This is a genomic window from Algoriphagus zhangzhouensis (assembly GCF_900148515.1).
Taxonomy (GTDB): domain Bacteria; phylum Bacteroidota; class Bacteroidia; order Cytophagales; family Cyclobacteriaceae; genus Algoriphagus; species Algoriphagus zhangzhouensis.
The window spans coordinates 29,709-50,984 of record NZ_FRXN01000004.1 but is presented as its reverse complement, the minus strand read 5'-3'; the positions used below and the strand labels follow the sequence as shown (position 1 = coordinate 50,984).

General features: G+C 38.8%; 21 protein-coding genes. 14 read left to right on the top strand and 7 right to left on the bottom strand.

What is annotated here, in order from left to right:
- Positions 1 to 102: 102 nt before the first annotated feature.
- The 3 genes from BUF13_RS14375 to BUF13_RS14365 are packed head-to-tail and all read left to right on the top strand — an operon-like array spanning position 103 to position 3,135.
- Entirely contained in the window at positions 103 to 975 is an 873-nt protein-coding gene (locus tag BUF13_RS14375; protein ID WP_073572529.1) for a DUF808 domain-containing protein, read from the top strand.
- Positions 976 to 994: 19 nt separating this feature from the next.
- On the top strand, positions 995 to 1,882 hold the full coding sequence (locus tag BUF13_RS14370; protein WP_073572528.1) for a bestrophin family protein: 888 nt from the start codon (positions 995 to 997) through the stop codon (positions 1,880 to 1,882).
- 44 nt (positions 1,883 to 1,926) lie between these two features.
- The gene (locus BUF13_RS14365; protein WP_073572527.1) at positions 1,927 to 3,135 is read left to right on the top strand and encodes an outer membrane beta-barrel protein; all 1,209 of its coding nucleotides are present in this window, start codon (positions 1,927 to 1,929) and stop codon (positions 3,133 to 3,135) included.
- 72 nt (positions 3,136 to 3,207) lie between these two features.
- Here BUF13_RS14365 and BUF13_RS14360 read toward each other — a convergent pair whose 3' ends face one another.
- The 5 genes from BUF13_RS14360 to BUF13_RS14340 all read right to left on the bottom strand — a co-directional run bounded on the left by BUF13_RS14360 (position 3,208) and on the right by BUF13_RS14340 (position 6,962).
- Positions 3,208 to 3,456 carry a DUF6952 family protein gene (locus BUF13_RS14360; RefSeq protein WP_073572526.1) on the bottom strand — a complete coding sequence of 83 codons (249 nt, stop codon included), beginning with the start codon at positions 3,454 to 3,456 and terminating at the stop codon, positions 3,208 to 3,210.
- Positions 3,437 to 3,748 carry a thioredoxin family protein gene (locus BUF13_RS14355; protein ID WP_073572525.1) on the bottom strand — a complete coding sequence of 104 codons (312 nt, stop codon included), beginning with the start codon at positions 3,746 to 3,748 and terminating at the stop codon, positions 3,437 to 3,439. The genes BUF13_RS14360 and BUF13_RS14355 overlap by 20 nt, the downstream gene beginning before the upstream one ends.
- 8 nt (positions 3,749 to 3,756) lie before the next feature.
- Positions 3,757 to 4,389: a peroxiredoxin gene (locus BUF13_RS14350; RefSeq protein WP_073572524.1), complete on the bottom strand. Its 633-nt coding sequence runs from the start codon at positions 4,387 to 4,389 to the stop codon at positions 3,757 to 3,759.
- A gap of 491 nt (positions 4,390 to 4,880) precedes the next feature.
- Positions 4,881 to 6,152, bottom strand: a complete 1,272-nt coding sequence (gene serS / locus BUF13_RS14345) for a serine--tRNA ligase (RefSeq protein WP_073572523.1) — start codon at positions 6,150 to 6,152, stop codon at positions 4,881 to 4,883.
- 39 nt (positions 6,153 to 6,191) lie between these two features.
- Positions 6,192 to 6,962, bottom strand: a complete 771-nt coding sequence (locus tag BUF13_RS14340) for a hypothetical protein (protein ID WP_073572522.1) — start codon at positions 6,960 to 6,962, stop codon at positions 6,192 to 6,194.
- Between the two features lie 68 nt (positions 6,963 to 7,030).
- Here BUF13_RS14340 and BUF13_RS14335 point away from each other — a divergent pair, with 68 nt between their 5' ends.
- The 11 genes from BUF13_RS14335 to BUF13_RS14285 all read left to right on the top strand — a co-directional run bounded on the left by BUF13_RS14335 (position 7,031) and on the right by BUF13_RS14285 (position 18,985).
- A complete protein-coding gene (locus BUF13_RS14335) occupies positions 7,031 to 8,011 on the top strand; it encodes an isopenicillin N synthase family dioxygenase (RefSeq protein WP_073572521.1) in 981 nt (326 codons plus the stop codon).
- Positions 8,011 to 9,207: a chromate efflux transporter gene (gene chrA / locus BUF13_RS14330; protein WP_073572520.1), complete on the top strand. Its 1,197-nt coding sequence runs from the start codon at positions 8,011 to 8,013 to the stop codon at positions 9,205 to 9,207. The genes BUF13_RS14335 and chrA overlap by 1 nt, the downstream gene beginning before the upstream one ends.
- 129 nt (positions 9,208 to 9,336) lie before the next feature.
- Positions 9,337 to 10,002 (top strand): CBS domain-containing protein, encoded by a 666-nt coding sequence (locus BUF13_RS14325; RefSeq protein ID WP_073572519.1) that lies wholly within the window; start codon positions 9,337 to 9,339, stop codon positions 10,000 to 10,002.
- A 3-nt stretch (positions 10,003 to 10,005) separates the two neighbouring features.
- A complete protein-coding gene (locus BUF13_RS14320) occupies positions 10,006 to 10,881 on the top strand; it encodes an NAD kinase (protein ID WP_073572518.1) in 876 nt (291 codons plus the stop codon).
- Positions 10,882 to 10,985: 104 nt separating this feature from the next.
- Complete coding sequence (gene porG, locus BUF13_RS14315) at positions 10,986 to 11,735, top strand: type IX secretion system protein PorG (RefSeq protein WP_073572517.1); 750 nt, start codon at positions 10,986 to 10,988, stop codon at positions 11,733 to 11,735.
- A gap of 85 nt (positions 11,736 to 11,820) precedes the next feature.
- Positions 11,821 to 12,558, top strand: a complete 738-nt coding sequence (locus tag BUF13_RS14310) for an undecaprenyl pyrophosphate synthase (protein ID WP_073572516.1) — start codon at positions 11,821 to 11,823, stop codon at positions 12,556 to 12,558.
- A gap of 7 nt (positions 12,559 to 12,565) precedes the next feature.
- Entirely contained in the window at positions 12,566 to 15,259 is a 2,694-nt protein-coding gene (locus BUF13_RS14305) for a BamA/OMP85 family outer membrane protein (RefSeq protein ID WP_073572515.1), read from the top strand.
- Between the two features lie 90 nt (positions 15,260 to 15,349).
- Entirely contained in the window at positions 15,350 to 15,880 is a 531-nt protein-coding gene (locus BUF13_RS14300) for an OmpH/Skp family outer membrane protein (RefSeq protein ID WP_073572514.1), read from the top strand.
- Positions 15,881 to 15,895: 15 nt separating this feature from the next.
- Positions 15,896 to 16,444: an OmpH/Skp family outer membrane protein gene (locus BUF13_RS14295; RefSeq protein WP_073572513.1), complete on the top strand. Its 549-nt coding sequence runs from the start codon at positions 15,896 to 15,898 to the stop codon at positions 16,442 to 16,444.
- Between the two features lie 59 nt (positions 16,445 to 16,503).
- Complete coding sequence (gene trxA / locus BUF13_RS14290; RefSeq protein ID WP_073572512.1) at positions 16,504 to 16,809, top strand: thioredoxin; 306 nt, start codon at positions 16,504 to 16,506, stop codon at positions 16,807 to 16,809.
- 67 nt (positions 16,810 to 16,876) lie between these two features.
- Complete coding sequence (locus tag BUF13_RS14285) at positions 16,877 to 18,985, top strand: beta-L-arabinofuranosidase domain-containing protein (RefSeq protein ID WP_073572511.1); 2,109 nt, start codon at positions 16,877 to 16,879, stop codon at positions 18,983 to 18,985.
- Between the two features lie 31 nt (positions 18,986 to 19,016).
- Here the strand turns inward: BUF13_RS14285 and BUF13_RS14280 are convergent, their stop codons facing one another.
- Together BUF13_RS14280 and murQ are read right to left on the bottom strand one after the other, a co-directional pair.
- Positions 19,017 to 20,288 carry a pseudouridine synthase gene (locus tag BUF13_RS14280; RefSeq protein WP_073572510.1) on the bottom strand — a complete coding sequence of 424 codons (1,272 nt, stop codon included), beginning with the start codon at positions 20,286 to 20,288 and terminating at the stop codon, positions 19,017 to 19,019.
- 118 nt (positions 20,289 to 20,406) lie between these two features.
- Positions 20,407 to 21,216, bottom strand: a complete 810-nt coding sequence (murQ, locus tag BUF13_RS14275; RefSeq protein ID WP_073572509.1) for an N-acetylmuramic acid 6-phosphate etherase — start codon at positions 21,214 to 21,216, stop codon at positions 20,407 to 20,409.
- Positions 21,217 to 21,276 lie beyond the last annotated feature (60 nt).

The following is a 21,276-nucleotide window of genomic DNA, read 5'->3' as shown; positions in this document are numbered from 1 at the left end:
TAATCTGATTCTGCTTTCATCTTTGTCCCTATTTTTAAAATAAATTGTCCAAAGGGATTGTTCCTTGTATCTTCCCTTCGATTTCAATTTTGACTTTTAGAAATGGCATCAGGAATATTTGCACTGTTGGATGATATCGCCACCTTGATGGATGATGTCTCAGTAATGAGTAAAGTGGCAGCTAAAAAGACTGCCGGTATTTTAGGGGATGATTTGGCAGTAAATGCCGAAAAAGCATCCGGGTTTGTTTCAGACAGAGAGCTTCCTGTTTTATGGGCAATTACCAAAGGTTCATTGTTGAACAAGGTGATTATTCTTCCTGTCGCCTTTCTACTCAGTGCTTTTGTCCCGATTGCAGTTACTATTATTCTAATCCTCGGTGGGCTTTATTTGGCCTACGAAGGAGCAGAAAAAGTCTACGAGTATTTTGTTCCACATCACCACGAGTCCAAAGTTGATTTGGATGAGAAGTTGAGCAAGGATGAAATTCTCAAGCGAGAAAAAGAGAAAGTGAAATCCGCTATTGTCACTGATTTTATCCTTTCTGTTGAGATCATTATTATCGCACTGGGAACTGTCGAAGGCTCTCCGATCACTACTCAGATCGTCGTAGTTACCATTATTGCCATTCTAGCAACTGTAGGTGTCTATGGAATCGTTGCCTTGATTGTTAGAATGGATGAATTCGGCTACAAACTCATTGATCTAAATGAAGAAACTAATAGCTTTTCGGACAAAGTAGGACGATTGCTAGTCAATGCACTTCCTATGGTGATCAAAGCATTGGGATTTATAGGAACAATCGCCCTATTCTTAGTTTCAGGGGGGATTTTCGCACACAAGATTGACTTTTTCCATCACTTATTACCGGAGTCCATCCCTTCATTTATTCAGGAGTTCATTTTTGGAATTGTGATTGGTTTTATTGTATTGGGAATTTTGAGTTTAGTGAAAAAGATTTTAAAGAAAAGCTAAACAAACTTTTGCCTCTTTTATGAAAACCTACGATTCCAAAGATCTCTGGCAATTTCTCTTTCTGATCCGGAAGTCAGATACGGTTTCTAGATTGGCTCCCTTGATTCTGTTTTTGGTTATCTATTCAGTCGGAGTAATCATTTTAGAATTGGAAGTCCTTCATATTTCGGAAGATTCTTGGCTGAAAAACCTACCTGCCATGCATGGCTTGCTCAGTTTTGTGATTTCTCTTTTATTGGTTTTTAGAACCAATACTGCTTATGACCGCTGGTGGGAAGGCCGCAAACTTTGGGGAAGTTTGGTCAATAACAGTCGGAATTTTGCCCTGAAAATTGATGCTATGGTCCCCGAAGAAGATCTTGAAAATCGCTCATTTTTCAAAAGATTGATTCCCATGTATGCTTTTGCACTTAAAGACCACCTTCAATCTCAAAAGACAAAATACAGCTTGGATGATTCAGAAGATGGAAAAAAGAAACTGTTTGCAATGGATTACAACAAACACATCCCTAACCAGATAGCTAAGCAGCTTTTTGCCCGGGTAAACTTGCTTTATACTGAAGGAAAAATCTCAGGAGATCAGCTGATTGTTCTTAATGGAGAAGTTTCCAGTTTCACCGATATCTGCGGGGCATGTGAAAGAATTTTGAATACGCCCATTCCCTATAGCTACAGCGCTTTTATCAAAAAATTCATCATGCTCTATATTTTGACACTTCCTTGGGGCTATTCCTTTTCTTTGGGTTATTACGCTGTTCCCATTGTTGCCTTTATTTTTTATGTGTTGGCAAGTTTGGAATTGATTGCAGAGGAAATCGAAGAGCCTTTTGGCTTTGATGCCAATGATCTACCGATGGACAAAATCTCCCAGAATATTGAGAAACATGTTGGTGAAATTTTGGAGTAAGCAACTCTGCTTTTTAAGCATAAATTTTATATTAAAAATCCCTAATGAGAAAATTACTAATCCTTTCATTTTTACTCTGTTTTTACAGTAAATCCTTTTCTCAAATAGCATTTGAAAAAGGATATCTAATCAATGAATCAGATCACCGAATTGAGTGTGAGATAAAAAATTTGGATTGGAAGAAGAATCCAACCCAATTCGAATACAAACTCCCTTCATCTCAAGAAATTAAAATCGGAAATCTGGAATCTGTTAAAGAATTTGGGATTAATGGTTTATTAAAATATATCAAAGCAACAGTTGAATTAGATGAATCAAGCTCAAGTTTAAATGCAATGTCTAAGGACATGAACCCTTCTTTCCAATCCAAAGAAGTGTTTTTAAATGTATTGGTAGAAGGAAAGGCAACTCTTTATTCTTATGAAAACCAAGTAGTAAAAAGGTATTTCTATTCAATATCCGGAGCCGATCCAAAACAATTGATCTATAAGAAATACAAAGTCAATGAACGCGTCGGAGAAAACAATCAATTTAGAAATCAATTGACATTCGACCTTTCTTGTGTGTCCATAAATTCACCTATGGAATTGGAATACACCCAAAGTGGCCTTGGAAAATATTTTATTGAATATAACCAATGCTCAAACTCTCAATATGAAACTTTTAAAAAACGCGAATCCAATTTATTTCATCTTTCAGTAAGACCTGGCATCAGCTTTAACAGTTTGAAAATTGAAAACTCCCAATCTTCTTATGGTGAAATTGACTTTGGGGAATCCATGGATTTTAGATTGGGTTTAGAAGCAGAATTTATCCTACCTCATGACAAGAACAGATGGGGTGTGATAGTGGAGCCTACATACCGGTATTATAAATCCGAAGAAAATATCACAACGGTCAATACTAATGAGGACTATCTTGTTTCTATTGAGTACACTTCAATCGAGTTACCCATTGGGTTCAGGCATTATTTTCTTCTTAATGAGAGGTCAAAACTTTTTATAAATCTCTCTTATGTGATTGAATTTGGTTCAGGGTCCTTAATAGAATTTGAAAGATTCGATGGAGCACAACCTACACCATTGGAGACACACAGCGCTGGAAACTTTGCAATGGGAGCCGGCTTTAAGTATTTAGACAAACTCAACTTTGAACTAAGAGCCCATACCAATCGGGATGTTTTAGGGACATATAATAATTGGTCATCCCAATATCAATCCTTTAATTTTATAATTGGGTATTCGCTATTCTAAAGGAATAACAAAAAAGGAACCCCGATTGGAGTTCCTTTTCTCAATTAACATTAGACCCAAATTGTATATCTATTATCTATCGATAGAGCCCAACACTTTTTTCATGAAAGTATTTCCGGCATCCTTTTCAGTCATGCCTCCAGCTACTAATTCGTGAACCTCCAAAGCACCACATAGGTTGGAGATCAATTCTCCAATCACGTCGATTTCTGGTTCCTTCAAAGATGGAGCCTCAGAGATATTTTCCAATACCTCTAGTGCTGTCTCGATCTGCTCAGGAGTACAGGTTTTTTGAATGGTCTTAATTACTGGCAACTTCATTGATCAAAGCTTTTAATTGGTCCTCTTTGTTCGTTTGAATTTGGTTGACCAACTGACCTCCTTTGAAAGAAGCGAAAGTTGGCAAGTTGTTTACCTGAGCCAATTTTCTAGACTGAGGGAATTTTTCAGCGTCCACGATAACAAAAACTTTGTCTGCGTTTTCACCTGCCAGTCTTCTAAACTTAGGCTTCATAATGCGGCAGTTGCCACACCAGCCAGCAGAGAATTGAACGATCACTTGATCGTTTGAATCCACTAGCTCCTGTAGAGTATCTTCAGTTAGTTCAATCATTTTTCTAATTAATTATTGGATAGGTAGTTAGCAACACCTTCGTTGGTAGCTTGCATGGCTTCTTTTCCTTCCTCCCAGTTTGCAGGACATACTTCGCCAAACTTCTCTACGTGAAGTTGTGCATCTAGAATTCTCAAATATTCGTCGATGTTTCTTCCCAATGGAAGATCGTTGATAGACTCATGACGTACGATTCCTTCTTTGTCGATCAAGAAAGTACCTCTGAATGCGATAGGAGCACCAGCGAAAGACCAAAGACGAGTTTCAGCGTCGAAAGAATATTCACCAGCCAAAACACCATAGTTCAAAGAGATAGTTTTAGCAGCATCTGCCAAGATAGTATAAGTCACACCTTCGATTCCACCTTCATTTTTTGGAGTCATCAACCAAGCAAGGTGAGTCTCTTCAGTATCAGTAGAGCAACCCAAAACTACGGTATCTCTCTTTTCGAACTCAGCCAATTTAGATTGGAAAGCGTGAAGCTCAGTTGGGCAAACAAAAGTAAAATCCTTTGGATAGAAGAAAAGGATGACGTTCTTCTTACCTAGGAATTGCTCCAAGTTGAAGTTTTCTACGATCTCTTCTCCATTGATTACTGCTCCTACAGAAAACGCTGGAGCTTTTTTTCCGACTAATGCCATGTTTCGTTGTTTTTATTAAAATTTGATAGAACAAAGCTAGCTCAGGAAATAGGATTTTAAAAAAGTAGAAGCTATCGAATCCTACTTTCAAAAGAAGAATATTCAGAATAAAAATTCATTCATTACCTATTTGAAAAATTAAATTTCAAAATTAAAGATTTATTGATTTTTTAAATTACCCGCAAACCATTGCGTGCAGAAGAAAAAAATAATGATTGAAAGATTCTATTGATCATTTGAAAAAGCTATCAGAAATGGTGTGTTTGGCCGAAGCAGTAGGCAGATAAAAAAGAACCCTTCAAAAGTCCTGAGCTCTTGCAGGGCTAATCTACGCCCATGTTGGTGGCATCACGAACATTAAACTACCTCTGATATCAAACATTTTCAGAAATCTGCCACTGTAGGCAGAAAAAACCCTTCAAGAGTTTGAAACTCTTGAAGGGTAAATAAAGCGTCATGGATATTGATCCTTGTATCTTGATTCTTTAGACTTAAATTTTATCAAAGCCCAAATATGGGTGAAGCACTTTCGGCATATTGATTCCATCAGGAGTCTGATTGTTTTCCAATATCGCAGCAACAATCCTTGGCAAAGCCAAAGCAGATCCATTCAGTGAGTGTGCCAATTGAGTTTTCTTATCTGCTCCTTTGAATCTCAACTTCAATCGGTTGGATTGATAAGTTTCAAAATTAGAAACAGAACTCACTTCCAACCATCTTTCCTGAGCAGCAGAGAATACTTCCATATCAAAAGTCAAGGCAGATGTAAAGCCCATGTCTCCTCCACACAATCTCAATACTCGGTAAGGAAGCTCTAGCTTTTTCAAAAGCCCTTGAACGTGCTGACTCATTTCTTCCAACACCTCATAAGATTTATCAGGATGGGTAATCTGAACGATTTCTACTTTATCAAACTGATGCAATCTATTCAAACCTCTCACATGTGCACCCCAAGATCCCGCTTCTCTTCTGAAGCAAGGGGTATGGCCCACATTCTTAACAGGTAAATCCTCTTCTGAAAGAATTACATCCCTGTAAAGATTGGTGATCGGAACCTCTGCAGTTGGAATCAAATACAAATTGTCAGCAGTGGCATGATACATTTGCCCTTCTTTATCTGGCAACTGTCCAGTTCCATACCCTGAGTCTTCATTGACCAAGATTGGGGGCTGAACCTCATAATAGCCGGCAGCAATCGCCTCATCCAAGAAGAAATTGATCAAGGCTCTCTGAAGTCTGGCTCCTTTACCTTTATAAACTGGAAATCCAGCTCCGGTGATTTTTACACCTAGGTCGAAATCAATGATGTCGTATTTCTTGATTAATTCCCAATGCGGCAATTTATCCTCAGAAAGAGTAGGAATAGTTCCATGTTCCAAAACCACTTCATTATCCTCCGCAGCTTTTCCAACTGGAACAGAAGAGTGAGGAACGTTTGGAATTGTATACAACAAAGCCTTCAAAGACTCTTCAGCCTGAGAATTTTGTTCATCTAGCTCCTTGATTTGAGATTTGATTTCAGCTGTTCTAGCTTTTGCTTGCTCAGCTTCTTCTCTCTTTCCTTCCTTCATCAACATTCCGATCTGCTTCGAAATCGAATTGGATTCAGCCTGAATCTGGTCCCTTTGAGTTTGGGACGATTTACGCTGATCATCTAGCTGGATCACTTCCTGAAGGATAGATTCAGCATTTGGGAAATTTCGCTTTTGAAGACCTGCTAATACGGTCTCGAAGTTCTCTCGGATTTGATTTACTAATAGCATGAGAATAATTACACTTTAGAAAGCTGCAAAGATAGGGACTTATCTTACAATGATGGACTTCGAAACAGAAGAGAATGGCCCTTCTAATTCTTCCCCATTACTTCTAAGCAATTTGATATGGGCTTGATAGTTTCCTGCTGGAAGATTTGCTACCCTCACAGGTGCCATATGATCTATTTCGTAGGAATAATCTCCCACTTCAATATGAACTTTCAATCCGTCCAATTTCATATCTCCCCCAACTACCAAAAAGTCAACAATCAACTCATGCTCTTCATCTACGATTTGATTGTTTCTAGGGAAATTGACAGCCAAATAAGGTTCTGCCGAATAAGGGAATGGTCTGGACTCCCCTACCTGAAAGTCGCGATCCACATAATTTCCAAAATTCTTTAAGGCTAAACCTTCCTCATCCACCAAATAAGCAACAACTCTATAACTTCCTTCTTCCAATTCTCTTTGGAAAATTGGAGTTCTGAAGCCTGCTGGGTCGCCCCCATTTAAAATATTGAACAATAAAAATCGATCTGAAGCTTCCTCTTCAAAAGGATAGTTCTTGATGTTAAATTCAAAAGGAACCTTTCCCGGACGAAAAATCTGATTTCCAAGTGGAGTATACAATTCCAAAATCGCATCTGGATAGGAATCAACATCTTCATATTGATAAAAGCTAACCTTAGGTTTTTCAGGGTTTATAGCCAGGGAATCTCCAGGCAAATCCACCACGCTCTCATTGATCTTTTTACGCTCCTCACTACAGGCTCCAATCATGAGAAGAAGAGCTATGGTCCATATCAGGTTTTTTTTCATAGTGCGGGGTTTTGAAACTAAAGGTATTATTTTTAGACAAAATTTCGGATTCATAGCTAACAGAAATAATCATGGACATTCTATTTGATGAGATACCAAGCCTAGACTTGGCTGATTTCACGGCGGGAACTCCAACCCAAAAGGCCCAATTTGTCAAAAAGTTAGGCGAAGCTTATCAAAACATCGGTTTTGTAGCAATCAAAAACCATGGTTTGACACAAGATTTACAAGATAGACTTTATGCTTCTATCAAGTCATTCTTCGCATTGGATGATGAGACAAAAGCAAAATATGAGAAGCCAGAAATTGGCTATCAAAGAGGCTATACTGGGAAAGGGAAGGAGCATGCCAAGGGTAGAAATACCGGTGATTTAAAAGAATTTTACCACGTTGGACAAGAGTTGGGATTTATACCGGAAACTGACACTATTAAGTCCGAATATCCTGCCAATGTTTGGCCATCGGAAATCCCAGAATTTGAAAAAGATGCTGTAGAAGCTTATCAGACTTTGGAAAAAGCCGGAAAAGCCATGCTTCAAGCTATCGCTTTGAATTTAGAATTGCCAGAAGACTACTTTGAGGACAAAGTCGCTTACGGAAATTCCATTTTGAGACAGATCCATTACTTCCCTATCACCAATCCAGAAGAAGTCCCTGAAGATGCAGTACGTGCCGCGGAGCATGGAGATATCAACTTAATTACCCTATTGATGGGAGCAAGTGCAGATGGCTTGCAGGTATTGAGAAAAGATGGAAAATGGATTCCGATCACTGCCCTCCCTGATCAATTGGTGGTGAATGTAGGAGATATGTTGGAGCGATTGACCAACAAAAAATTGAAATCCACCATCCACAGAGTGGTAAATCCACCTCGTGAATTGATGAATACAAGTCGTTATTCCATTCCATTCTTTATGCATCCAAGATCAGAGATGGATTTGACTTGTTTGGAAAGCTGCATCGACAATGAACATCCTAAGCAATTTGAAGATGCTACTGCAGGCGAGTTTTTGGAAGAAAGACTTCGCGAACTAGGACTTCGCAAATAATGTCAGTAAAAAGGGTCAGATACTACCTGTTTCTAAGGGACATTCTGACCCTTTCTTTGACTGCATTTGGAGGTCCACAGGCTTTTTTAGCCATGCTTTTGGACCGAATGGTCAAGGCCAGAAATTATATCACTGAAGAAGAACTTTGGGAACTCAATGCACTCTGCAATATGCTTCCAGGACCCTCCTCAACCCAGTTGGTATCTGCAATTGGCTTTAGAGTTGGCGGTCCAAATTTGGCTTACCTAGCCTTATTGGTTTGGATCATACCGGCCACATTGATCATGACAGCCGCAGCTGCGGTCATTTACTTTTTGGAAGAAAACACCCCAGGAGCACTGAATTTTGCCAAGTTTATCCAACCTATGGCAATCGGGTTTATCATTTATGCTGCTCAAAAGACCATTTCAAAAATGATCCAGACCACCGAAGCAATGGTTTTGGTATTGATTTCAACTTTTGTATCCTTCTTCTACAGCTCTCCTTATGTATTTCCAATTCTGCTGATTATTGGTGGGCTTAGTACCTCGATCAAATATAAAAAGCAACCCAAACTGGAAAAGGATCAGCCACTGGTAATACAATGGTCCAACTTTTATCTATGGGGAGGAGTATTAGCATTTGCCGCGATTCTCGGTGCTTCCACCAAATACCAACCTGTCATCCTTTTTGAAAACTTCTATAGAAATGGAAGTTTGATTTTTGGAGGAGGTCAAGTCTTAGTCCCTTATTTATATACTGAATTTGTAGACTTTAAGCATTTTCTAAACTCTGAAGAGTTCCTAACAGGGTACGCCATTTCTCAAGGAGTTCCCGGACCTACCTTTTCATTTTCTTCCTATGTTGGTGCTTTTTCAATGAAGGAGTTTGGATTGATGGGTTTCTTAACTGGCGGATTGATTGCCGCTGCTGGGATTTTTCTCCCCGGCATTTTCATGATCTTCTTTGTAATTCGCTTTTGGGATCAGCTGAAAAAATACCGGCCAGTTAGGGCTGCACTAGAAGGAATAAATGCTGTTTCTTGCGGTATGTTGATCGCTGCAGCATATCTATTATTTGAACCATTGGAAGCGAATCTGCTCAATATTTTTATGATTTTGGGAACCTACAGTCTTCTTCAGTTTACCAAAATTGCTTCTCCTTGGATTATTATTGGAGGGATATTCTCCGGGATTTTATTCAACTATTTCTTTTAACCCGAAATATGCATTAGCAATTCTATTTCATCCATTAATTGCTTCAAAATCAGAATACATTATAAGAATAGGAACAAGAAAGGGCTGTTTGACGTTTTAAAAATCTAAATCATTCCCTATCTTTCTTCAATGCAGGCCTTCGAATTTATCAATAACCTTATTCCACCTCTAAAACTGACGGACAAAACCAAAATGGCATTGGCCTGGATGGAAGAAATCCGCACAGATAGATTACCTGTGGTGGATCAGGGGAAATTTTTGGGACTGCTGAGTGAGGAAATGATCTATGAGATCAATGATCCAGAGAAATCGATTGGTGAAATCGAGCCTGATCAGACAGATTGCTGGGTTTTTAGTGACAAGCATATATATGATGTCTTAAAGGCTAGCTCTGAGTTTGATTCCAATATTGTAGCCGTTGTCGACAGAGAATTGACCTATATGGGAGTTGTGACGATGGAGGATGCGATCGCCGCTTTTGCAGATAGTCTTTCAATTCAGTCACAGGGATCAGTTATGATTTTATCTATGAACATGACGGATTATTCTTTGGCAGAAATCGCCCGAATAGTGGAATCTGAAAACACTAAAATCCTGAGTTCTTTCATGACAAGTGATCCTCTGGATGATGCCAAAATCAAACTGACCTTAAAACTAGACCAGCCAGAACCTCGACATATCAAAGCTACTTTTGAGCGCTTTGGATATAAAATTTTAGACCACTATCAAGAAGAAACTGGAATCAGCAGTGAAGAGGACCGAATCGGTAACTTGCTGAGATTTTTAGATATTTAAGGAATGAAAGTCGCTTTGCATGGCTTGACTCTGAAAATAGAATTTCTAGAAGACGTCAGGACACTATTTACCGCCCTACATAATCACAATTTCGATGTATTTGTCACCGAGCAGTTTGACAGGCAGCTCAGAATGCATGGAAATATCGGACTAAGCTATTGGCTCCTCGACGGAACTGATGATATGAGTCAAATGGATTTTCTGATTTCCATCGGGGGAGACGGAACCTTATTGGATTCAGTTTGTCAAGTAGGAGAATTGGAGACTCCTATTTTAGGATTAAATACCGGCAGATTAGGCTTTTTAGCAACAGTAGCCACTGACATGATTCACGAGGCCGTTGCTCATTTGAGTGATAACAATTACCAAATTGAGAAGCGAACCTTAGTCTCCTTAAATTGTAATAGAAGACTCTTCAATGGGATCAATTTTGGATTGAATGAGTTCACAATCCACAAAAGAGACACCTCATCCATGATTACGGTTCATACTTATATCGATGGAAAATACCTCAATAGCTATTGGGCAGATGGATTGATTGTGGCCACACCAACTGGGTCAACAGGATATTCTTTGAGTTGCGGAGGCCCATTGATCTCTCCTGAGGCAAAAAATTTGGTGATAACTCCAGTAAGTCCACATAATTTAAATGTAAGGCCTATTATCGTTTCTGATGAAAGCGAGATTACTTTTGAAATTGAGGGCAGAGCTGAAAAATTCCTGATATCATTGGACTCCAGGTCAACTTCAATTTCGTCTGACTTGAAATTAATGGTCAAAAAAGAGAACTTTCATGCTCGATTAGTAAAACTACCTACCTACAATTTTTTTGATACTCTCAGGTATAAACTAAATTGGGGTTTCGATATGAGAAATTAATGCTTAAATCGCCTTTTTTGGGCCTTTTGAGCTTAACAAATATTAACCGCGTAAATACTAGTCTCCGTTTTTTAAACGTTAGACACTTCATAACTTGCATCGTCTTGAAAAAGGTCAATTTTCAGCATACCAAAACCATTGTCGGAATCTTTGCTTTCCTGCTTTTTTTCATTGCAGAATCCAAAGCACAGATTTATGAGATTGGAGGAGGTTTAGGGACTACTGCCTATACAGGTGATATCCTTAGAAAAATTGATCTGGACCATTTAGGTCTTCACGGCACGTTGTTTGGCAAGAGAAATTTTGACAATGTATGGACGCTTCGGGTCGGTATAACAGCCGGAACATTGAGAGCAACAGACAGTGTAAAACCCTATGATTTAGCAGCTCAAAGAAGAGATGCCAGATTTAGAGGTGGAATAATTGAAGGATCAGCAGTGATGGAATTCAATTTCTTGGATTTTCTCAGAAATGATTCCGAATTCTTCTGGTCTCCCTATGCATTTTTTGGAATTGGATACACTCATTTCTTTCTCAAAGGAAATACTTATGCGTATCAAGTTTCTGAAAGATACAATCTAGGATCAGTTGTTATTCCATTTGGAGGAGGTGTAAAATATAGACTAAATGACCGTTGGACTTTGGCATTAGAAGCTGGAATAAGGGCTACATTTACAGATTATATAGATAAAATTGACAGCAATACTCCCCCTATCCCGAGGTTTTCAGACTCTAGTAATCCTGATCAGGCCTGGGGGATAAACTACGGCAATCCCTACGATAAAGACTGGTATTACTTTTTGGGTGTGACGATTAGCTACACATTTGCAACCACGAAATGCTACGCCTATTAATTAATTGAGCCATAGGCTTAATTATTGGAAAAGAAATAGCATTTTTGTACCTCCAAAAATGTAAGGTATTCGGAAACCCTAAGTAATGAAGGAAGTACTCAACCCAGATCGGATCCCCAGACATATCGCAATTATCATGGACGGCAATGGCCGATGGGCCAAGAAAAAAGGCGCCATGAGGATCTTCGGTCATAGACATGCCATTCAGGCAGTTAAAGATTCAATCGAAGGAGCTGAAAATTTAGGTGTTGATTACCTTACGCTGTTCTCATTCTCCACAGAAAATTGGTCTAGACCTCAAGAAGAAGTCAATGGACTCATGGAACTATTGGTAAAAACCATTACCGATGAGGTTCCAATGATGATGAAAAATAATATCCAACTGGATAGTATTGGAGATATTGACAGTCTACCTAGTTCTGCATACAACAAACTGATGGAGGCAAAAAAAACAACCTCCGTCAATACCGGACTTACTGTTATTCTAGCACTTAGCTATAGTGGTAAGTGGGAAATCACCCAAGCGACCAAACGCATTGCTCAAAAAGTCTCTGAAGGGAAATTGAAATTGGAAGAAATCACTCAAGATGTGATTGCCGACCATTTAGAAACCGCTGGAATCCCCGACCCTGAACTGATGATCAGGACTAGTGGAGAATATCGGATAAGCAATTTCCTGCTATGGCAATCGGCCTATACTGAATTGTATTTTACACCAGTACTATGGCCGGATTTTAGAAGAGAGCACCTGATTGCAGCCATTTTGGATTTTCAAAAAAGGGAAAGAAGATTTGGTAAAACCGGTGAGCAAGTTAAATCTTAAGTAATTGATGAAAAGAAGTTTACTGATTCTGTTTTGTCTGGTGTGGGCAAGTTCAGCAATGGCTCAGATACGTCTGGGACAAAGTCGCTATACGTCCAAACCTGTGGATATCATGGAATTGAATTATTCCAAACCACAGACCTATAGAATCGCTGAAATCAAAGCGGTGGGACTGACCACCTTGGATGAAACTGCCATCCTTTCACTTTCTGGACTAAAAGTAGACGATCGCATTGAGGTGCCAGGTGATGCTATTTCTGGAGCATTGAAAAAGCTTTGGAACCAAGGTATCATCGGTGATGTGAAAATTTTGGTCACAAAGGTAGAAGGTGAAGACATTTCACTCTTATTGGATTTGACTGAGCGTCCTAGATTTTCCAGAGTTGAGTTTACTGGTGTAAACAAAACTCAGGAAGGTGAATTGAAAGACAAAGTAAATATTCGAGGACGAGTAGTGAGAGAAGATGTATTGAATTCTTCTCAACGAAATATCCAAAAGTACTTCATCGATAAAGGCTTTCTGAATACAGAGGTCAAGGTAGCACAGGAAAGAGACACAACCCTTCCAAATTCTGTGAAATTGAGATTTGACGTGGATACTAAATCCAAGGTGAAAATCAATGAAATTAGGATCTTAGGAAATGAAGAAATTGCAGATTCAAGAGTCAAAAAGAAACTTAAAAAGACCAAAGAACATGCTCGTGTCAGCGTGTTTAAGGATGTTTATTCAAGATTGACGGATGCATCTGCATCAGACATTGCAAATACCCTCACCCATACCGATTCTGCTTCCAAAGAGGATGTTCAAAAATACATCAATAAGAATTTCAAATTAAACTTCTTTGCCGGATCTAAATACATTCCTAAAGAGTATAGAAACGATAAAGATAATGTCATCAATTTCTATCAAAGTAAAGGGTTTAGAGATGCTAAAATTTTAGCTGACTCTGTTTACAACTACGATGATGATGAAATCAATATAGACATTGACATTGAGGAGGGGGAAAAATACTATTATAGAAATATTGAATTTTCTGGAAATTTCATTCACCCAGATGAAGTCCTTGCTGCTAAGCTAGGTATTCAAAAAGGAGATGTTTATGATAAAGAAAAATTGGATAAGCGTCTCAATTATGACCCAGCCAAAGGGGATGACGTTTCTTCTCTTTATCAGGATAATGGATATCTATTCTTCAACATCGACCCGGTAGAAGTCAATGTGGTAGGAGATTCCATTGATATGGAAATGAGGATTTTTGAAGGGCCTCAGGTAACTGTAAACTCTGTAAGTATCACAGGTAATGAGAGAACTTCCGACCACGTTGTAATGAGGGAAATCCGAATTCTTCCAGGTCAAAAGTTCAACAGAGCCTTATTGGTAAGAACGATTCGAGAACTTTCCCAGTTGGGTTATTTTGATCCAGAAACTATCAATCCTGACTTAAGACCAAACTTCGAAGCAGCGACAGTTGATATTACATTCGAATTGGAAGAAAGACCAAATGACCAGATTGAATTGTCTGGTGGTTGGGGTGGTTTCTATGGCTTCGTAGGTACAGTTGGCTTGGTATTCAACAACTTCTCAATTAAAAACATTGGAAACTTCGACAAGTGGGATCCACTTCCGGTTGGAGATGGACAAAAGCTTTCCTTGAGAGTTCAGGCCAATGGTAGATCCTTCCAAAACTACTCAGTATCATTAACTGAGCCTTGGTTTGGTGGCAAGAAACCAAATGCATTGAGCTTTAGCTTTAACCACTCTGTTCAAAGACAAGTTGACTTCTACAATGCCAATAACTTTGGAAATGAGCTTGGCTTCTTCAAAATCACAGGTGCGACCGTAGGTTTATCTAGAAGGGTTACTTGGCCTGATGACTATTTCTATGTCTCCAACTCCTTGCAGTTCCAGATATATGAATTTGATCAATTTGGTACATCCTTTGGTTTGAGCTACCCAACTGGTAGATCCAATAGTATTACTGTAAACAATACTATCTCAAGAAGTAACGTAGATAACCCTACCTTCCCAAGGTTCGGATCTAATATTATCCTTTCGACTTCATTCACTCCACCTTATGCTTCTTTGAACAAGAACTTGGATTCTGAATCTTCAGATGAAGAGAAGTTCAAGTGGCTAGAATATCATAAGTGGATGTTTGATGCCTCCATTTACACCCCTCTATTTGGTTCAAACAAATTTGTAGCGAGTGCAAGAGCTCACATGGGCTTCTTGGGATCTTATGGTAACAAAATTGGAATGATTCCATTGGAAAGATTTGTAATGGGTGGTGATGGTATGACCTTCAACAACTTTGCCTTGGGTCAGGAAATCATTGGCTTGAGAGGATATGAAAACCAATCAATCACTCCTGGTAGAGATACTAGAGGTACAGCAGATCCAGATCCTTATGGTGGTATTGTTTACAACAAGTATGTAATGGAATTGAGATTCTTGGTATCTCCTAACCCATCTGCTACTATCTTCTTGCTAACATTTGCTGAGGCGGGTAATAACTGGGGATCTTACAAAGACTTCAACCCTTATGATTTGAAAAAATCAGCTGGAGTTGGTGCCAGAATCTTTATGCCTGCATTTGGTTTGCTAGGTGTTGACTGGGGATATGGTTTCGACGCAATTCCTGGAAGTACTCAGAGAAGTGGTGCTCAATTCCACTTCACAATTGGTCAGCAGTTGAGATAAACTTGAAATTGGCAGGGGAATGGTTAATTTATGTCAAAATTTTAAAAGAGGCTTTCTCGTTTAAGAGGTAACCATCAATTTGATAAAGACATGAATAACTCGCCAAAAATTGTACTTTTGTTCCTCTTTATGCTGATTTCAGGTACGCTGACAGCACAAAAATTCGGATATATCGATTCTGAGTATATTTTGAATAAGCATCCTGATTACAAAATTGTGCAACAGGAACTCGAAAATCTAAGTGACGCCTGGAAGAAAGAGGCACAAAGTTTGGATAAAGAGATCAAAGATATGTACACTCAGCTCAAAGCGGAAGAAGTCCTTTTGACTGAGGAAATGTATCAAAGTAGGTTGCAGGACATCAATAAAAAGGAACAGGCTTCCAGAGAATTCAATAGCCGGATATTTGGAATTGAAGGTCAATATTTCCAGAAGCAAGCAGAACTATTACAGCCCCTGCAGTCGAAAATTTATGATGCTATAGAGCGGGTTTCCCGTAAAAACAACTTGGCCATGTTATTTGACAAGGCCTCAGTACCTTCGGGGATTATTTATACTGATCCAAGACATGATTATTCTGAATTTGTCCTGGATGAATTAGGAATAGAAGACAACAATTAAAATACAAACTCAATAATGATGAAAGTTAAAGTTATCCTTTCCGCAATCGCGTTGTTTTGCGTAGGATTTGTCGCCCAAGCGCAGGAGCTAAAAATTGGTTATACCAATGTAGAATTTATCATGGACTTGATGCCTGAGATGGAGCAAATCGGTGCTGATTTGCAAGATTACCAGACTCAGCTTCAAACTAATATCCAAACCAAAGGAGCTGATTTCCAAAGACAAGTTCAATCTTATCAGCAAGCAGCCCAGACTATGACTGAGGAAGCTAGAGCTGCTAAAGAGCAAGAATTAACAAAGCTTCAAAGCGACCTTCAAAAATATGAGCAAGATGCTCAAATCTCTTATCAGAGAAAATTGGGTGAGTTGCTAGAGCCAGTACAAAACAAAGTGATCAACGCAATCAATGCTGTAGCTGCTGAAAACAACTATACTCACGTATTTGCTGAGACTGCTGGACAAGCTCCAATCTTGCTTTACACTAAAGAAGAAGACAAATTCACTGAATTGGTATTGGCTAAACTAGGCCTTCAAATGCCAACTGCTCCAACAGGAGGACAGTAATTAGAAATATAATTTCTTTGAAAACCGGTTCCAAAGACCGGTTTTTTTATTTTTATACCATGGCTAAGAAATCCATAAAAGAAGTCATCAGCAAAAGCCAAGAGGCAATATTTGTTGATTTTTACGCAGACTGGTGTGGCCCATGTCATAGCATGGATCCGGTAATTTCTGAGGTGATGAATGAATTGGATGGAAAAGTCAAATTACTCAAGGTGAACGTAGACAAGCACCCTCAGTTGGCTCAGCAATTTGGTATTCGTTCTATCCCCCACTATATGCTTTTTAAAAGAGGGAAAATTCTTTGGAGAAAAGGCGGAATTATTACCAAAAGAGACCTTTCTAAATCACTAAAAGGCTTTATTTGAATTTTCTCTGAAAGGTAGCTTTCCAAAAAATTGATTTCCTATTTTGTTGATTCCAAAGATCCCCACCATGAGAAATCGATTCCCATCACTATTTTTCCTTCTAGTTTTTTTTGCCTGCTCTTCTCCAAATGAAAAGGTAAAACCACTTTATCTATCTAATCAAGCTCCTTTGATTCAAGAAGCTTATTTGGAACTACCCATTGGAAGTATCAAACCAGAAGACTGGCTAGAAGACCAACTTCTGAGAATGGCCAATGGGATGACAGGGCATTTAGATGAAATCTATCCAGAAGTAGTAGGTGAAAGAAATGGCTGGCTTGGTGGTGATGGAGATGGATGGGAAAGAGGCCCCTACTGGATAGATGGACTTTTACCTTTGGCCTATATTCTTGACGACGAAAAACTAAAAGAAAAAGCCCTAAAGTGGGTGAATTGGACCTTGGACAATCAAGCAGAATCTGGATACATCGGTCCTATACCTTTTGAAACTGATCCAGAATCTGAAGCCGGTATACAGAAAGGTCCAAGAAAAGACTGGTGGCCTAAAATGGTCATGTTGAAAGTTCTCCAGCAATATTATCAAGCAACACAGGACGAAAGAGTAATCTCAGCATTAACCAAATACTTCCATTTTCAATTAGAGGAATTGCCTTCTATGCCGATGGATCATTTGTCCTTTTGGGCAAATCGTCGAGCTGGAGACAATTTACAGGTGGTCTATTGGCTCTATAATATTACGGGAGATCCAAAATTGATTGAATTGGGTGAAATCATACAGGAACAAACTTTTCCTTGGCAAACCATATATAACAACCCCGAAAATGACCGTGTATTTGAAAACATCTGGCATTATAATCAGGTGAAAGGCTATCCTTTTGATTCGGAAGAAATCCAAAACCTTACTCTTACTCAGATCCCAGGACTTCACACTGTCAATATTGCTCAAGGATTAAAACAGCCAGGTATTTACTATCAAAAAAGTGGAGATCCATCAGCCATCGAATCCATAAAAACTGCCTTGGCAACTTTGAAAAAGCATCATGGCCAAGCTCAAGGCATGTATGGAGGTGATGAGCCCCTACATGGAAATGCTCCTACTCAAGGAATAGAATTTTGCTCCATTTCTGAAGAAATGTTTTCATTGGAAAGCTTGATCAAAATATCAGGAGATATGGAATTTGCTGATCTCTTAGAGAAGATTGTTTACAACGCTTTGCCTACACAAGCCTCAGACGATTACAGTTCCCGTCAATATTTTCAGGCGGCGAATCAAGTTTCACTTTCTGATAGTATGGATACTTCCTATGAAACTGAACATCACGGAGGAACTGATTTCGTATTTGGGACACTATCTGGTTATCCATGTTGTACCACAAACATGCATCAAAGTTGGCCAAAGTTTGTCCAAAACCTATTTTATGCTACTCATGATCGTGGTGTAGCTGCTTTCCAATATGCTCCAAGTTCAGCGACTTTAAAGGTTGGAGAAAATGTAGAACTGACTTTAAAGGAAACGACTGGCTATCCTTTTAGAGACCAAGTTTCATTTGAGATGGGGCTTTCTGAGTCTTCTGAATTTCCATTTCATCTGAGAATTCCAGCTTGGGCTATCTCTCCAACAATTACAATCAATGGAGAAATGGTTGACTTTGAAGTGAAAAACGGAATTACAATCCTCAATCAAACTTGGAATAATGGAGATCAAATTACTCTAGCTTTACCTAGTAAAGCAGAAATATCGACATGGTACAAAGGTATGGCAGCTATCGAAAAAGGCCCTTTGGTTTATAGTCTAAAAATCGAATCTAAATCTTCAACAAAGGATCGAATGGATAGATTCAGACCTTTTATTGAACATGAAGCAATTAGTCCTTGGAACTTTGCACTTTCCCAATCTGAATTAATCAATATCAACAACTCAATCGAGATTATAGAAAACAAATGGGATGGCTCATATCCCTGGAATCTTGAAAATGCTCCTTTAGAAATTAAGGTGAGAGGAATTCAGGTTTCTGAATGGAGAACTGTAAATGGAGCCCCTCTCCTTCCTGATAATTTGAGAAAAAATATCCCAATGTCGGAATGGGAAAATCAAAACCAGCTATTGACTTTGATCCCATATGGCTGTAGTACTTTGAGGATTACAGAATTTCCGGTGGTTGAGGTATTGGAATAAAAAAAGCTCCCGATTTGGGAGCTTTTATATATTAAACGAAGAATTTCAATTTGATCACTTCCTTTTCAGAAAGGAATCGGAAATTACCACGTTTCAAATCCTTTTTATCTAATCCTGCAAACATCACCCTATCCAATGCTGTCACTTCATAGCCTAAATGAGCAAAAATCCTTCTTACGATTCGGTTTCTACCGATATGGATTTCTAGACCAAGGATCGTTCTGTCTTTAGAAAGAACCTGCATGTCATCGACGTTTGCGGGACCATCTTCCAAAGTCAACCCTTCCAAAATCGCCTCTTCATCTTTTTTGGTCAATGGCTTATCCAATGTTACCTGATAGATTTTTCTGATCTCATTGGATGGATGTGAAAGCTTTGCTGCCAATTCACCATCATTTGTAAATAGAAGCAAACCAGTTGTGTTTCTATCCAATCTACCCACTGGAAAAATCCTTTCTTCACAAGCATTTTCAACCAATTTCATAACCGTCTTTCTTTCCATTGGGTCATTGGTAGTAGTGATAAAATCCTTTGGCTTGTTCAAAAGAACATAAACTGGCTTCTCTGGATTGATTCTCTTTCCTTGATAAACCACTCTATCGGCCTTTTTCACTTTGTAGCCAAGCTCTGTGATCACTTCATTGTTGACAGTCACCAAGCCTTGCGCGATCAAATCATCAGCTTCTCTTCTGCTACAAATACCTGAATTGGCGATGTATTTATTCAATCGAATCAAGTCTGAATCCTCAGCTCCTTTTACTTTCTTGGATGGAAGTGCATCAAAATTGTAATCAGGTCTATCCTGATCCTGATCCATTCTTACTGGTCGATTCTTTCCAAAACCTCTCTTAGCCGGACCTTTTGAGAATGATTTTACTTCTTTATCGCCATAGATAGGCTTTTGATCCTTTCCTCTACCTAAATAAGTTCTCTTCTTGTCTCCTCCAGAATTGGAAGAAAATGAATCACCTTTCCCTTTTCCGAAAGATTTTCTACCTCTTTCAAATCCTTTGGACTCTTCAGATTCCTCATTTTTAGGCGAAAAGAACTTTTTCTTCCCATCAAATGATTTATTGAAAGGCTTTTTAGAATCATCCTGAAATCGAGAGGTCTTTTTCTCGAATCGATTCTCCTTTTCAAATTTATTAGAAGGACCACTTTTTTTCCAGTCCTTTTTCTCTCCAAATGAACTCTTTCCTGAATCTTTGGATTTAGAAAATTTACCTTTTTCGAATTTCTTGGAATCATCAGACCCCTGAGAATCATTGTTGAAAAATGGCCTTTTGGAATTGTGCTTTTTCATAAGTATGCAGCATCACTGCTGTATTTAGTTAGTTAAAATAAACAATTGGAAGTCAATCGCTTAATTGGGCTGCAAAGATACGGGGATTCTATGAATTTATATTCAGTCCATTCAAAAATTACTTGTTTTTATAATAATATTCCGTAGCCTTTCTTACCGAACCTTCTGAAAGTAAAAACTTCTTAGCTGTCTCTTCATCAAGTCCTGTAGCTTCCATGATCATCCTAGTTCCTCTATCTACCAGCTTGGCATTTGAAAGTTGCATATCGACCATCTTATTCCCTTTCACACGTCCCAACTTAATCATGACAGTGGTTGAGATCATATTTAAAACCAATTTCTGGGCTGTTCCAGCTTTCATTCTAGTACTTCCTGTTACAAATTCAGGACCTACTACCACCTCTATTGCATGTTCTACCTCTTTACTTAAGGGAGAATCAGGATTACAAGTAATACATCCAGTCAGCAAGCCCTCTAATTTTGCTTTTTTGACACCTCCAATCACATAGGGGGTAGTCCCAGAGGCTGCAATTCCAATGATAGTGTCATTGGAATTGAATCCATATTCTTGAATATCAACCCAAGCTTGTGTTGGATCATCTTCAGCATTTTCGACAGCTTTTCGGATCGCAGAATCTCCTCCTGCAATCAAACCCAATACCCAGTCATGTGGAACTCCATAAGTTGGGGGGCACTCTGATGCATCCAAAATCCCCAATCTCCCAGAGGTACCTGCACCAATATAAATCAATCTCCCACCAAGCTCCATTCTGGGCACAATCTCTTCAACAAGGCTAGAGATAGTAGGAATGACCAACTTCACAGCTTCAGGTACACGATGATCCTCTTTATTTATATTTTCCAATAGATCCTGGACGCTCATTTCGTCTAGATTATCATAATGAGAGGTACTCTCTGTTACTTTCATGAGATTTTTATTTGTTGTATTAGGCAAAGTGATTCACAAATAGACAGTCCATTCCATTTT